The sequence below is a fragment of the Kribbella flavida DSM 17836 genome (genome assembly GCF_000024345.1).
GTDB lineage: Bacteria > Actinomycetota > Actinomycetes > Propionibacteriales > Kribbellaceae > Kribbella > Kribbella flavida.
This window is the reverse complement of the sequence record NC_013729.1, coordinates 6,122,462-6,135,873: the sequence shown is the minus strand read 5'-3', so window position 1 is coordinate 6,135,873 and position 13,412 is coordinate 6,122,462. Positions and strand designations below refer to the sequence as shown.

Genomic DNA, 13,412 nt, shown 5'->3' with positions numbered 1-13,412 from the left:
GTAGACTGTTTTGGTTGCCTCGGCGAGGGACGCCCCCCGGACGCGGTCTCCATGAGATGTGCTGGTGACCAGCGGGCGCGGCTCCGTGATCGACGCGGTGGTTCGTTGCCTGACGCCTGTCCGGGGTCATGACGTGCCCGCTGAGGCCTGCACACGGTTTTTTCACCAGTCAACAGATCACCGCAACACTTGAGGGAGTTCATCTCGTGGCCGAGGTCAAGATCCAAGCCGAGTCGCGCACGGAGTTCGGCAAGGGTGCTGCCCGCCGAATCCGCCGGGACAACAAGGTGCCCGCCGTGCTGTACGGCCATGGCACGGACCCGGTGCACATCACGCTGCCCGGTCACGACACCATGCTGGCCCTGAAGACCGCCAACGCCCTGCTGCTGATCGAGGTCGAGGGCAGCGAGAGCCTGCTGGCGCTGCCGAAGCAGGTCCAGCGTGACCCGATCAAGAACTTCATCGAGCACGTCGACCTGGTCATCGTGAAGCGTGGCGAGAAGGTCCAGGTGGACATCGCCGTGCACCTCGAGGGCGACGCCGCCAGCGAGACCCTGGTCGTGCTGGAGAACGCGAGCATCCTGGTCGAGGCCGAGGCGACCCACATTCCGGACGGTGTCACCGTCTCCATCGAGGGCCTCGACGCCGGTGCGCAGATCCACGCGTCGGACCTGCAGCTGCCCGCCGGCACCACGCTGGCCGTCGAGCCGGACACCCTGATCGTCAACGTCACCGCCGCCGCGACCGCCGAGCAGCTGGACGCCGAGCTGTCCGAGGCCGAGGCCGAGGCCGGCATCGAGAAGGACGAGCCCGAGGCCGCCGAGGCCGGCGAGCCGGTCTCCGCCTCGTAAGGCACACCGCTCAGCACAGGGACACGAACAGGAGAGGGCCGGGAGATCCGTGGCGGACGACGTGTGGTTGGTCGTCGGGCTGGGAAATCCCGGCCCCACCTATGCCAAGACCCGGCACAACGTCGGCCAGTCGGTGGCCGACGAGCTGGCCGGCCGCGTCGGCGGTGGCTGGAAGCAGCACAAGCAGGCCCGGGCCGAGGTGATCGAGACCCGGATCGGCGGGGCCCGGACCGTGCTGGCCAAGCCGCGCTCGTACATGAACGAGTCGGGTGGACCGGTCGCCGGGCTGCTCCGGTTCTTCAAGGTGGAGCCGGCGCAGCTGATCGCCGTGCACGACGAGCTGGACCTGGACTTCGCCACCCTGCGGGTGAAGTTCGGCGGCGGCGACAACGGGCACAACGGCCTGCGGTCGATCCGCAAGTCGGTTGGCACCGGTGACTACCATCGAGTGCGGTTCGGGGTCGGGCGCCCGCCCGGCCGGCAGAACCCGGCGGACTTCGTGCTGAACGAGTTCTCCGCCGCCGAGCGCAAGGACCTGCCGTTCGCCCTCGACCGGACCGCCGACGCGGTCGAGTCGCTGATCGCGGACGGCCTGGAAGTCACCCAAGGGAAGTACAACTCGTGACGCAGGACAACTCGTGACGCTGGCCGGACTGGTCGACACCCTGGTCACCGATCCGGTGGTGGCCGAGGCGGTGCGCGACGCCCGGAGCGACTTCGCCGCGGGCGGGGTGGCGACGCTCGACCTGAGCGCGCCCGGCCCGATCCGGCCGGTGCTGCTGGCCGCGCTCGCCTCCGAGCGGCTCGGCGCCGACCGCCCGGTGCTCGCGGTCACCGCGACCTTCCGCGAGGCCGAGGAGCTGACCGAGGCCCTGCAGTGCCTGGTCGAGCCCGCCACGGTCGCCTACTACCCGGCCTGGGAGACGCTGCCGCACGAGCGCCTGTCGCCCCGCTCCGACACCGTCGGTCGCCGGCTCGCCGTCCTGCGGCGGCTGGCGCACCCGGACCCGTCGGACGAGACGACCGGCCCGATCAAGATTCTGGTCGCGCCGGTGCGGTCGGTGCTGCAGCCGCAGGTCGCCGGACTGGCCGACCTGCGCCCGGTCCAGCTGCACGTCGGCGACAGCGTCGAGCTGGAGGACGTGGTCACCCGGCTCGCGGCCGCGGCGTACAACCGGGTGGACCTGGTCGAGCGGCGCGGCGAGTTCGCGGTCCGCGGCGGCATCATCGACGTCTTCCCGCCGACCGAGGAGCACCCGCTGCGGGTCGACTTCTTCGGCGACGACGTGGAGGAGATCCGGTACTTCGCGGTCGCCGACCAGCGGTCGCTGGAGATCGCCCAGCACGGGCTCTGGGCGCCGCCGTGCCGCGAGCTGCTGCTCACCGACGAGGTGCGCGCGCGGGCCGCCGTACTGGCCAAGGAGCACCCGGAGCTGGCCGAGCTGTTCGAGAAGCTCGCCGAGGGGCACGCGGTCGAGGGCATGGAGTCGCTCGCGCCCGTCCTGGTCGACGAGATGGAGCTGCTGGTCGACCTGATGCCGGCCGGTACCCACGTCGTGGTCAGCGACCCCGAGCGGGTCCGGGCCCGGGCCCACGACCTGGTCGCGACCAGCCAGGAGTTCCTGGAGGCGTCCTGGGCGGCCGCGGCCGGTGGTGGCGACGCGCCGATCGACCTCGGCGCGGCGGCGTACATCTCGCTGGCCGACGTCCGCACCCACGCGCTGGACCGCGGCCTGGCCTGGTGGAGCCTCTCGCCGTTCGCGGCGGCGCCGACGGACGTGCCGCAGCTGCGCGACGCGATGGGGGAGCGGGTCTCCTTCGACATCGACCCGGACGCCGGCGCGGTGCGCAGCCGCAAGGTCGCGGCGCACGAGGTCGATCCGTACCGGGGCGAGACCGCGGCCGCCGTCGAGGACGTGCGCGGCTGGTTGCGCGACGGCTGGCGGGTCGTCTGCGTGACCGAGGGCCACGGCCCGGCGCAGCGGCTGGCCGAGGTGTTCTCCGAGGCGGAGCTGCCGGCCCGGACCGTCGACTCGATCGACGGTGTGCCCGAGCCCGGCGTGGTGCTGATCTCCCAGGGCGCGCTGGAGCAGGGCTTCATTGCCGAGGGCATCAAGTTCGCGGTGCTCACCGAGAACGACCTGGCCGGTCAACGGTCCGCGGCCGAACGCCGTTCGCAGCAACGGATGCCGAGCCGGCGCAAGAAGACGATCGACCCGCTGGAGCTCGGCCCCGGCGACTTCGTCGTGCACGAGCAGCACGGCGTCGGCCGGTACGTCGAGATGATGCAGCGCACCGTCGGCACCGGCCAGCAGAAGGCCACCCGCGAGTACGTCGTGATCGAGTTCGCGCCGAGCAAGCGCGGCCAGCCCGGCGACCGGCTGTACGTGCCGACCGACCAGCTCGACCAGGTCACCCGGTACGTCGGCGGCGAGCAGCCCACGCTGGACAAGATGGGCGGCGGCGACTGGGCCAAGCGCAAGGGCCGCGCCCGCAAGGCGGTCCGCCAGATCGCCGGCGAACTGATCAAGCTGTACGCCGCCCGGCAGGCGACCAAGGGGCACGCCTTCGCCAAGGACACCCCGTGGCAGGCCGAGCTGGAGGACGCGTTCCCGTTCGTCGAGACGCCGGACCAGCTGGCCACCATCGACGACGTGAAGCGCGACATGGAACGCGTCACCCCGATGGACCGGATCGTCTGCGGCGACGTCGGCTACGGCAAGACCGAGATCGCGGTCCGGGCGGCCTTCAAGGCGGTCCAGGACGGCAAGCAGGTCGCCGTGCTGGTGCCGACCACGCTGCTGGTCCAGCAGCACTACGCCACCTTCGCCGAGCGCTACGCCGCGTTCCCGGTGAACGTGGCGGCCCTGTCGCGGTTCCAGACCGACAAGGAGGCCAAGGCGACGATGGACGGCCTGGCCGACGGCTCGGTCGACGTCGTGATCGGCACCCACCGGCTGTTCAGCGGCGAGGTCCAGTTCAAGGACCTCGGACTGGTGGTGGTCGACGAGGAGCAGCGCTTCGGCGTCGAGCACAAGGAGCAGCTGAAGCGGCTGCGGACCGCGGTCGACGTGCTGACGATGTCCGCGACCCCGATCCCGCGCACGCTGGAGATGTCGATCACCGGCATCCGGGAGATGTCCACCATCGCCACCCCGCCGGAGGAACGGCACCCGGTGCTGACCTTCGTCGGCCCCTACGACGAGGGCCAGGTGACCGCCGCGATCCGGCGCGAGCTGCTGCGCGAGGGCCAGGTCTTCGTCGTGCACAACCGGGTGAACACGATCGAGAAGGCGGCCGCCCGGATCCGCCAGCTGGTGCCGGAGGCCCGGGTCAGCGTCGCGCACGGCCAGATGCCCGAGCACCACCTGGAGCAGGTCATCCAGGAGTTCTGGGAGAAGCAGGCCGACGTCATCGTCTGTACGACGATCGTCGAGTCCGGCATCGACATCTCGAACGCGAACACGATGATCGTCGAGCGCGCCGACCTGCTCGGCCTGTCCCAGCTGCACCAGCTCCGCGGCCGGGTCGGCCGCGGCCGCGAACGCGCGTACGCGTACTTCTTCTTCCCGCCGGAGAAGCCGCTGACCGAGACCGCGCACGACCGGCTGGCCACCATCGCCCAGCACGCCGACCTCGGCGCCGGCATGCAGGTCGCGATGAAGGACCTGGAGATCCGCGGCGCCGGCAACCTGCTCGGCGGCGAGCAGTCCGGGCACATCGCCGACGTCGGTTTCGACCTGTACGTCCGGCTGGTCGGCGAGGCGGTCGCGGAGTACCGCGGCGACACCCAGGCCGAGGAGCCCGAGGTCAAGATCGAGCTGCCGGTCGACGCACACCTGCCGCACGACTACGTGCCCTCCCAGCGGCTGCGGCTGGAGATGTACCAGCGGCTCGCGGCGGTCCGCGACGAGGCCGGCATCGCCGAGCTGGTCGAGGAGCTGCACGACCGGTACGGCGACATCCCGCAGCCGGTGCTGAACCTGGTCGAGGTGGCGAAGTTCCGCAACCACGCCCGCCGGGCCGGTCTGCGCGACGTCACCCTGCAGGGCAACCTGATCCGGTTCGGGCCGGTCGACCTGGCCGACTCGAAGGTGCTGCGGCTGAACAGGCTGTACCCGAAGAGTCTGGTCAAGGCGCAACTGCGTACGATCCTGGTGCCGAGACCTGCCACCCGGCCGGTCGCCGGTCAGCCGCTGCGCGACCAGGAGCTGCTGCAGTGGTGCACCAGACTGATCGACGATGTGATCGCCGAGCCCGTGGGGGCGACGGCCTGATGAGTTCCAGCTGGAGGAGAGTCCGTTGAGGAGAAATCTCGCCCGCGTGACGGGTGCCGCGCTGGCGTCGGCGCTGCTGCTCGGCGGTTGTGCGGCGGGCACCCACCCGGGTGCGGCCGCCGTCGTCGGCAAGACCGAGATCACCGTCGGTGACGTGGACGACACCTCCCGCTCGGTGACGTCCGCGCTCGGCCAGCCGTTCGCGGCGTCGGTGGCGCTCAGCGAGCTGGTGAACAGCGCGCTCGTCCAGCAGATCGCCGACCAGCGCGCCATCACCGTGTCCGAGGCCGAGATCGCGCCCGCGATGAAGGCTGTCGTCGGCGACCAGGCGGTGTACGAGAAGTTCGTCGCCGACCCGGTCGCGAACGTCTTCCTGCGCGACGTCGCCAAGGCCGCGATCGGCACGATCAAGCTCGGCGGCGGCACCGGCATCAGCGACCCGAACGTGCAGCAGGCCCAGCAGGCCGGCCTGGCCGCGGTCCGCGACGCCGCGAAGGACATCGAGGTGAGCATCGCCCCGCGGTTCGGCAAGTGGTCCGACGGCGCGATCGACGGCAAGGCGTCCGGCTCGCTGTCCGAGGAGTCCGCACAGGCGAAGGCCGCCCGCGAGGCCAAGGAGCAGCAACAGCAGCAGCAGCAGCCCCAGGGCTGAGCTGAGCTCGTTGATCAAGGTCGTCCTCACCAGCCCGCGGGTCGCGCCCGGGCTGATGACGCGTGCCGCCTGGCAGGCGTTGGAGCAGGCTGAGGTGATCGGCGCCGCGGCCGGGGTGGAGAGCCCGACGGTGCAGGCCGTGGTCGGCTCGGGGCTGGTCGTGACGTCGGTGGAAGGTGGGCCGGACGCGCAGTGGGGTTGGCTGACCACCGCCGCCGAGTCGGACCGCCGGGTCGCCTGGCTGGTCGGTGAGGACGGTGAACCGGCGCTGCTCCGGCTGGTCGCCGACCACCTCGGGCGCGAACCGCGGCCGGCGTACGAGGTGGAGATCCTGCACGGCTCGTACGACGTACCGGGGGCGCGGCTGCTCGACCTCGTCCAGGTGATGGACCGGCTGCGGCGCAACTGCCCGTGGGACCAGGAGCAGACGCACGCCAGCCTGGCGAAGTACCTGCTCGAGGAGACCTACGAGACGCTCGAGGCGATCGACTCCGGGGACCGCGAGCACCTGCGCGAGGAGCTCGGCGACCTGCTGCTGCAGGTCGTTTTCCACGCGCGGATCGCCGAGGAGGCTCCGGCCGAGGACGAGGACGATGAGTCCGACGGGCCCTGGTCGATCGACGACGTGGCGGCCGGCATCGTCGAGAAGCTGATCCGGCGGCACCCGCACGTGTTCGGCACGGTGGACGCCGCCGACGCGGCCGCGGTCGAGGCGAACTGGGAGACCATCAAGGCCGCCGAGAAGCAGCGCAGCTCGGTGCTCGAGGGTGTTCCGCAGGCGCTGCCGGCGTTGGCCCTGGCCGACAAGGTGCTGTCCCGCGCGGCGAAGGTGCTCGCCGCCGCCTCCGCGCCTACGTCCGGGATGTCGGCGACTGCAGCCGCCTCCGGGGAGCTTGCGGCGGACGAGCTCGGCGCGTCCGACGAGCAGCGGATCGGGGCGGCACTGCTCGACCTCGTCCGCCAGGCGCGGGTTGTCGGCGTCGACCCCGAGTCTGCGCTTCGCCAGGCGGTCCGTCGCCTCGCCGACGAGGTCCGCGCCGCCGAGGCCTGATCCGGCTCCGCCGCTTCGGCACTGAACCCACCGCCCCGGCAGCGGGCCACGCGAAAACCTGTCGCGGTCTGCTTCGGCGCGGTGACAGGGTGGACCGGTGGCGATCGGAGAACTGCTCGCGGACCGCTGGGGGCTGAGCGTGCAGCAGGTGGACGTGCTCGACGGCGGCATGAACTCCCGGACCTGGCTGGTGGTCGCCGACGGGGTGCAGCTGGTGGTCAAGTCGGTCGAGGGGTCCGAGCCGGGCTTCGCGTTCGGGCTGGACCTGGCCGCGCGCCTGCAGGCCGGCGGGCTGCCGACGGGTGCGCCGATCGCGAGTCTGGACGGCCGGTTCGCCGAGCGGATGGACGACCGGCAGGTCGCCGTACTCCAGTACGTCGACGGTACCGCTCTCGGTGTCGAGCCGGACGACCTGCGAGCCATCGGTACGACGCTCGCCCGGGTCCACGCCCTCGCGCCGGCGGAGGCGGGCGAGCTGGAGCAGTGGCTGGAGATCCTGACGCAGTTCGACGCGTACCTGGACTACGAGCCCTGGATCCGCCCGGTCGTGCAGCAGACCCTGGACGCCGTCCGCGAGCTCGGCGCCCGGACGCCGCTGACCTGGGCCGACATCCACGGCGACCCGGCCCCGGAGGCGTTCTTCCGGCAGCCGAACGGCGAGATCGCGCTGATCGACTGGGGTGGAGCGATGACCGGCCCGGCCCTGTACGACCTGGCGTCGGCGGCCATGTACGTCGGCGGCTCCGGCCAGGACGACCTCGACCAGTCCCGCGTCGCCCAGGTCGTCGCCGCGTACGGCCACACGCCAGAGGTTGAGAAGGGCCTGCCCACCTTTCGCCGCCCTCCGCTACGCCGTCCAGGCCGCGTACTTCGCCTGGCGCTGCAGCACCGACGTCCGCACCGGCATCTCCGACGCCGCCGAGAACGCGAAGGGCCTGGCCGACGCCCGCCGGGCGTTCGGTCTGTAGACCCTGGACCTGGAGAATGCCGGTATGAGCGATGTCGTTCGGGACAGCAAGCGCCTGTCCTGGCTGCTGCGTCACGGCGCGGGGGAGCAGGGCCTGGCGATGACGGCCGACGGGTGGGCGTCGATCGAGGACGTGTGCGTGCTGACCGATATCAGCCGGCCGGCCCTGGACCGTGCCGTCGAGCGCAACGACAAGAACCGGCTCGAGGTCGACGGCGACCGCATCCGCGCCTGTCAGGGGCATTCGCTGGCCGGGATGCCGGTCACCCGTGAAGCTCTGGAGAACAGTTGGCGACGGGTCCACCCCGCCGATCTGCTCTGGCACGGTACGACGAGGGCCGCGGTCGAGGCGATCCGGCGGGAGGGCCTGAAGCCGGGCCGGCGTACGCACGTGCACCTGGCGCCGAGCCGGGACAGCCATGTCGGCAAGCGGTTCGCGGCGGCGGTGCTGCTGGCGGTGGACCCGGTCGACCTGGTCGTGTTCGAGGCGCCCAACGGTGTGTTGCTGACGCGGCAGGTGCCGCCGGATGCGATCGTGTGGGGTGACGCGGTCCACCCGGCCGGCTGGTCTGGCCGATAGGCTCGGCAGTGATCCGTCATCTGAAGACTTGGGAGTAGATGTGGCCACCATCGAGGCCGTCGGCGCCCGCGAGATTCTCGACTCGCGCGGGAACCCCACTGTCGAGGTCGAGGTTCTGCTCGACGACGACACCGTCGCCCGGGCCGCAGTGCCGTCCGGCGCGTCCACCGGTCAGTTCGAGGCCGTCGAGCTTCGCGACGGCGACAAGTCCCGCTACGGCGGCAAGGGCGTGCTCAAGGCCGTCACCGCCGTGCTGGAGGACATCGACAAGGAGATCGTCGGCTACGACGTGCACGAGCAGCGGCTGATCGACCAGGCCCTGCTCGACCTGGACGGCACCCCGAACAAGGCCAAGCTGGGCGCGAACGCGATTCTCGGCGTCAGCCTCGCGGTCGCCAAGGCGGCCGCCGAGAGCGCCGGCCTGCCGCTGTTCCGCTACGTCGGCGGCCCGAACGCGCACCTCCTGCCGGTGCCGATGATGAACATCCTGAACGGCGGCGCGCACGCGGACAGCAACGTCGACGTGCAGGAGTTCATGATCGCCCCGATCGGCGCGGCGACCTACGCCGAGGCCGTCATGCAGGGCGCCGGCGTCTACCACGCGCTGAAGGCGGTGCTGAAGGAGCGCGGGCTGTCCACCGGCCTGGGCGACGAGGGCGGCTTCGCGCCGAACCTGGCCAGCAACCGCGAGGCGCTCGACCTGATCGCGGTCGCCATCGACAAGGCCGGCCTGCAGCTGGGCAAGGACATCGCGCTGGCGATGGACGTCGCCGCGAGCGAGTTCCACACCGACGGCGTGTACGCCTTCGAGGGCGGCAAGAAGTCGGCCGACGAGATGATCGCGTACTACGCCGACCTGGTCGCGTCGTACCCGATCGTGTCGATCGAGGACCCGCTGAACGAGGACGACTGGGAGGGCTGGAAGAGCCTCAGCGCCCAGCTCGGCGACAAGATCCAGATCGTCGGCGACGACCTGTTCGTCACCAACGTGGAGCGGCTGCAGCGCGGCATCACCGAGAAGTCGGCGAACTCGCTGCTGGTCAAGGTCAACCAGATCGGCTCGCTGACCGAGACCCTGGACGCCGTCGACCTGGCGCACCGCAACGGCTTCACCTGCATGATGTCGCACCGCTCCGGCGAGACCGAGGACACCACGATCGCCGACCTCGCCGTCGCGACCAACTGCGGCCAGATCAAGTCCGGCGCCCCGGCGCGCTCGGACCGGACCGCGAAGTACAACCAGCTGCTCCGGATCGAGGAGGAGCTGGACGACGCCGCCCGGTACGCCGGCCGCTCGGCCTTCCCGCGGTTCCAGGGCTGACCTGATGTCGTCCCGCCGGGACACCGGTGCCCGACCCGGCTCGCGTCCGTCGAGCCGGAGCCAGTCGCGGCCACCCGCCCGGCGGGACGGCATCCAGCCCAAGCGGCGCACGACGGGCGCTCCGCCCGGACCGCCGCGGACCAGAGGCTCGCGTAACCTGACCGGCCGGGCCGCCGTGGTCCTGCTGGTCCTCGGCGCGCTGATCGTGTCGTACGCGCAGAGCGTGCGGGTCTGGTTCGACCAGCACCAGCAGATCACCGCGCTGCAGCAGGAGATCCGCGACCGGGAGAAGCGGGTCGACCAGCTGAACGACGAGATCGCCCGCTGGGACGACGACGCCTACGTGCGCGCGCAGGCCCGGCAGCGGCTCGGCTGGGTGATGCCCGGAGAGATCGGGTACCGGGTGATCGGCGCGGACGGCAAACCCGTCGGCGCCCCGCCGGAGCCGGCCGGACCGGCCGATGCCGACGCCGCCGACGAGCAGGAGCCGACGTGGTACACCAAGCTCTGGGGCAGCGTGGAGGGCGCCGGCAAACCCGCCGAACCGGCCAGGCCGCCGAGCAGCAAGCCGACCCCGAAGCCCATTCTCACCCCCTCGCCGAAGGCCACCCGTTGAGCGTCACCTCCGAAGACACCGCGGTCGTCAGCGCCCAGCTGGGCCGGACCGCGCGCGGCATCCGTTCCGTCGCCCACCGCTGCTCGTGCGGCCTGGCCGACGTGGTCGAGACCGAACCGCGGCTGCCCGACGGCACGCCGTTCCCCACCACGTACTACGTGACGTGCCCCCGGCTCGCGTCGGCGATCGGCACCCTGGAGGCGGGCGGAATGATGAAGGAGATGACCGAGCGGCTCGGCACCGACGAGGAGCTGGCGACGGCGTACCGGGCGGCGCACGAGGCCTACCTGGCGCACCGGGAGTCGATCCAGCACGTCGAGGAGATCGCCGGCATCACCGCCGGCGGCATGCCCACCCGGGTCAAGTGCCTGCACGTCCTGGTCGGCCACTCGCTGGCCGCCGGCCCCGGCGTCAACCCGCTGGGCGACGAGGCCCTCGCCTCGCTCCAGGACTGGGGCCGCAGGGGGCCCTGTGTCTGAGCAGACATCCGGCTCCGGTTCCGGTTCTCTCGAAGGCATCACCGGGGCGCGCGACGAGCCGACCGGGTCGGCCGAGGCAATGGGGCGGCCCGGGGCGTTCGAGCCGGGGTCCGTCCTGGAGCCGCACGACTTCCCCGAGCCGGCCGACGGCGCCGTCCGGGTCGCCGCGGTGGACTGCGGCACGAACTCGATCCGCCTGCTGGTCGCCGACGTGAGCGACGGGCAGCTGACCGAGGTGGACCGGCGGATGACGATCGTCCGGCTCGGTCAGGGCGTCGACGCGACCGGTGCGTTCGCGCCCGAGGCGCTGGAGCGGGTGTTCGCCGCCGCCGAGGACTTCGCGACGGTGATCCAGGCCGCCGGTGCCGCCAGGATCCGGTTCGTGGCCACCTCGGCCGCCCGCGACGTGAGCAACCGCGACGAGTTCTTCGCCGGGATCCGGGACCGGGTCGGCGTCGACCCGGACATCATCTCCGGCGACGAGGAGGCCGCGCTCAGCTTCCGGGGAGCGACCGCGGGCCTGGCCGGCCTGGAGATCCCCGGGCCGTACCTGGTCGCTGACATCGGCGGCGGCTCCACCGAGGTCGTGCTCGGCGACGCGTCCGGCGTACTGGGGGCGGAGTCGCTCGACATGGGCTCGGTCCGGATGACCGAGCGCCACTTCGCCGACGACCCGGCGACGATCGAGCAGATGGCCGCCGCGACCAAGGACGTGGACGACCTGCTGGACGCCACCTCGGTCCCGCTGGACCAGGCCCGCAGCCTGATCGGCGTGGCCGGCACCGTCACCACGGTCGCCGCGGTGGCGCTGAAGCTGACCGAGTACGACCCCGGCAAGATCCACCACGCCCGGATCGCCGGCGACCTGCTGCTCGACACCACGTCCTGGCTGATGGGCTCGACCCGCATCCAGCGCACGGTCGTGCCGGCGATCCACCCCGGCCGGGTCGACGTGATCGGCGCCGGCGCCCTGATCCTGCAACGCCTGTACGACCGGCTGACCCTGACCCACGACGAGGTCGTCGTCTCCGAGCACGACATCCTCGACGGCGTCGCCCTGGCCCTGGCCGAGGCCTGAGGCCGTCAGGCCTGAGGCCTGACGGGGCTCCGGTAGCGCGTTGCAGCACCGATGACGCCGTACACGGCGGCAGCGGTGTCAGTAGGCGGCAGCGGTGTCGGTAGGGGTTAGCCGGGGCAGGGGTTAGGCGGGGAATAGGGTGGGGGGATGCGACTGCCGCATCCGTTCACGGGGGAGTTGTTCGACAGCCCGGTCCCGGCTGGGACCGGCTGGCCCGAGGATCCGGCCGGACGGCGTACTCCGGTGGCGCGGGACGCCGGCGAGGTGCTCGAGCTCGCGGGGACCGATGACCTGGCGGAGCTCACCGCCCGGGTGTCCGTCTGCCGGGCCTGCCCGCGCCTGGTCGGCTGGCGCGAGGACGTTGCCGTCAGCAAGCGGAAGTCGTTCGCGGACCAGCCTTACTGGGGCCGCCCGATCGCCGGCTGGGGAGCCCCGGACCCACGGATCCTGATCGTCGGGCTCGCACCGGCCGTCCACGGTGGCAACCGCACCGGCCGCGTCTTCACCGGCGACCGGTCGGGCGACTGGCTGTTCGCCTCGCTGCACCGTCTCGGCCTCGCGAACCAGCCGACCAGCGTGCACGCCGGCGACGGCCTGCGGCTGATCGGCGCCCGGATGATCGCCGCGGTCCGCTGCGCGCCGCCCGCGAACAAGCCGAGCCCGGACGAGCGGGACACCTGCAACCCCTGGTTCCGCCGCGAACTGGAGCTGGTCCTGCCGACGACCAGGGCGATCGTGTGCCTGGGCAAGTTCGGCTTCGACGTCCTGCTCAACGCCCTGCAGGAGATCGGCGGCACGCTGCCGAGACCCCGACCCAAGTTCGGCCACGCGGCCGAGTACGTCGTACCGGTGCCCGGCGGCGAGGTGACTGTGATCGGCAGCTTCCACCCCAGCCAGCAGAACACCTTCACCGGGAAACTGACCGAACCGATGCAGGACGCCGTCCTGGCGCGGGCGAAGACCCTGGCGGGTCTGTGAGTGCCGACTACCCTCCGCTGGGTCGGTGCGGCGGGAGGTCGAGGGGGGACGAGGTCGTCCGGTGCGGAGCGCGGAGGGCGGCGAGCAGCTCCGGCGTGATCTCCTCGCCGGAGGCCGAGGCCTCGGCGACGGCGCGAAAGTAGTTCTCGTAACCGGCCGGTGTGAAGACGGTGGTGAGCCGGGCCGGCTCCGTGCTGGTGTTGCGATACCCGTGCGGCCGGCCCCGCGGCACGGACACCGCTCCGCCGGCGCCGACGGTCAGGACGCCGTCGGCGGTCTCGAAGGTCACCTCGCCGGCAGTGATCAGGAAGTACTCCTCGTGCCCGTGGTGGATATGGGGAGCGGCACCGACCGCACCGGGAGCGAGGATCGAGTCGACCACCGAGAGCGCTCCAGCGGTCTGGTCGCCGGAGATGCGTACGGTGAAGATGCCGAAGGGCAGGTCCAGGACGTCGTCCGCCCCGGGCCGGCCGATGACGATATCGGGGAAGCTGGTCACCGGCGCAGCATAGGCGGCAACCGGGGCCGCCACAGGGGTGGCGTCACGGGACGAAGAAGCCGC

Annotated in this window: 12 protein-coding genes and 1 pseudogene; 12 read left to right on the top strand and 1 reads right to left on the bottom strand. The window is 71.8% G+C overall.

All coding sequences use genetic code 11. The features are described from left to right. Nucleotides 1-206 precede the first annotated feature (206 nt). From KFLA_RS28295 to KFLA_RS28240, 12 genes and pseudogenes are all read left to right on the top strand, one after another. Nucleotides 207-851, top strand: coding sequence for a 50S ribosomal protein L25/general stress protein Ctc (locus KFLA_RS28295; protein ID WP_012923262.1), 645 nt, complete (start codon nt 207-209; stop codon nt 849-851). A 49-nt stretch (nt 852-900) separates the two neighbouring features. Then, complete coding sequence (gene pth / locus KFLA_RS28290) at nt 901-1,476, top strand: aminoacyl-tRNA hydrolase (RefSeq protein WP_012923261.1); 576 nt, start codon at nt 901-903, stop codon at nt 1,474-1,476. Nucleotides 1,477-1,489: 13 nt separating this feature from the next. Then, on the top strand, nt 1,490-5,128 hold the full coding sequence (mfd, locus tag KFLA_RS28285) for a transcription-repair coupling factor (protein ID WP_012923260.1): 3,639 nt from the start codon (nt 1,490-1,492) through the stop codon (nt 5,126-5,128). A 25-nt stretch (nt 5,129-5,153) separates the two neighbouring features. Continuing rightward, nucleotides 5,154-5,780, top strand: a complete 627-nt coding sequence (locus KFLA_RS28280) for a SurA N-terminal domain-containing protein (protein WP_012923259.1) — start codon at nt 5,154-5,156, stop codon at nt 5,778-5,780. Between the two features lie 10 nt (nt 5,781-5,790). Continuing rightward, complete coding sequence (locus tag KFLA_RS28275; RefSeq protein ID WP_012923258.1) at nt 5,791-6,831, top strand: nucleoside triphosphate pyrophosphohydrolase; 1,041 nt, start codon at nt 5,791-5,793, stop codon at nt 6,829-6,831. A gap of 169 nt (nt 6,832-7,000) precedes the next feature. Continuing rightward, nucleotides 7,001-7,612: pseudogene (locus KFLA_RS39080) on the top strand (phosphotransferase enzyme family protein); the annotation flags it as partial. Nucleotides 7,613-7,823: 211 nt separating this feature from the next. After that, entirely contained in the window at nt 7,824-8,378 is a 555-nt protein-coding gene (locus KFLA_RS28265) for an RNA 2'-phosphotransferase (RefSeq protein WP_012923257.1), read from the top strand. Between the two features lie 40 nt (nt 8,379-8,418). After that, a complete protein-coding gene (gene eno / locus KFLA_RS28260) occupies nt 8,419-9,699 on the top strand; it encodes a phosphopyruvate hydratase (protein WP_012923256.1) in 1,281 nt (426 codons plus the stop codon). A gap of 4 nt (nt 9,700-9,703) precedes the next feature. Next, the gene (locus tag KFLA_RS28255; RefSeq protein ID WP_012923255.1) at nt 9,704-10,315 is read left to right on the top strand and encodes an FtsB family cell division protein; all 612 of its coding nucleotides are present in this window, start codon (nt 9,704-9,706) and stop codon (nt 10,313-10,315) included. Continuing rightward, complete coding sequence (locus KFLA_RS28250; protein WP_012923254.1) at nt 10,312-10,794, top strand: DUF501 domain-containing protein; 483 nt, start codon at nt 10,312-10,314, stop codon at nt 10,792-10,794. The genes KFLA_RS28255 and KFLA_RS28250 overlap by 4 nt, the downstream gene beginning before the upstream one ends. After that, complete coding sequence (locus tag KFLA_RS28245; protein WP_012923253.1) at nt 10,787-11,872, top strand: Ppx/GppA phosphatase family protein; 1,086 nt, start codon at nt 10,787-10,789, stop codon at nt 11,870-11,872. The genes KFLA_RS28250 and KFLA_RS28245 overlap by 8 nt, the downstream gene beginning before the upstream one ends. A gap of 147 nt (nt 11,873-12,019) precedes the next feature. After that, nucleotides 12,020-12,850 (top strand): uracil-DNA glycosylase, encoded by an 831-nt coding sequence (locus KFLA_RS28240; RefSeq protein WP_012923252.1) that lies wholly within the window; start codon nt 12,020-12,022, stop codon nt 12,848-12,850. Between the two features lie 7 nt (nt 12,851-12,857). Here the strand turns inward: KFLA_RS28240 and KFLA_RS28235 are convergent, their stop codons facing one another. Beyond that, nucleotides 12,858-13,349 carry a cupin domain-containing protein gene (locus tag KFLA_RS28235; protein WP_148256757.1) on the bottom strand — a complete coding sequence of 164 codons (492 nt, stop codon included), beginning with the start codon at nt 13,347-13,349 and terminating at the stop codon, nt 12,858-12,860. Nucleotides 13,350-13,412: the final 63 nt, after the last annotated feature.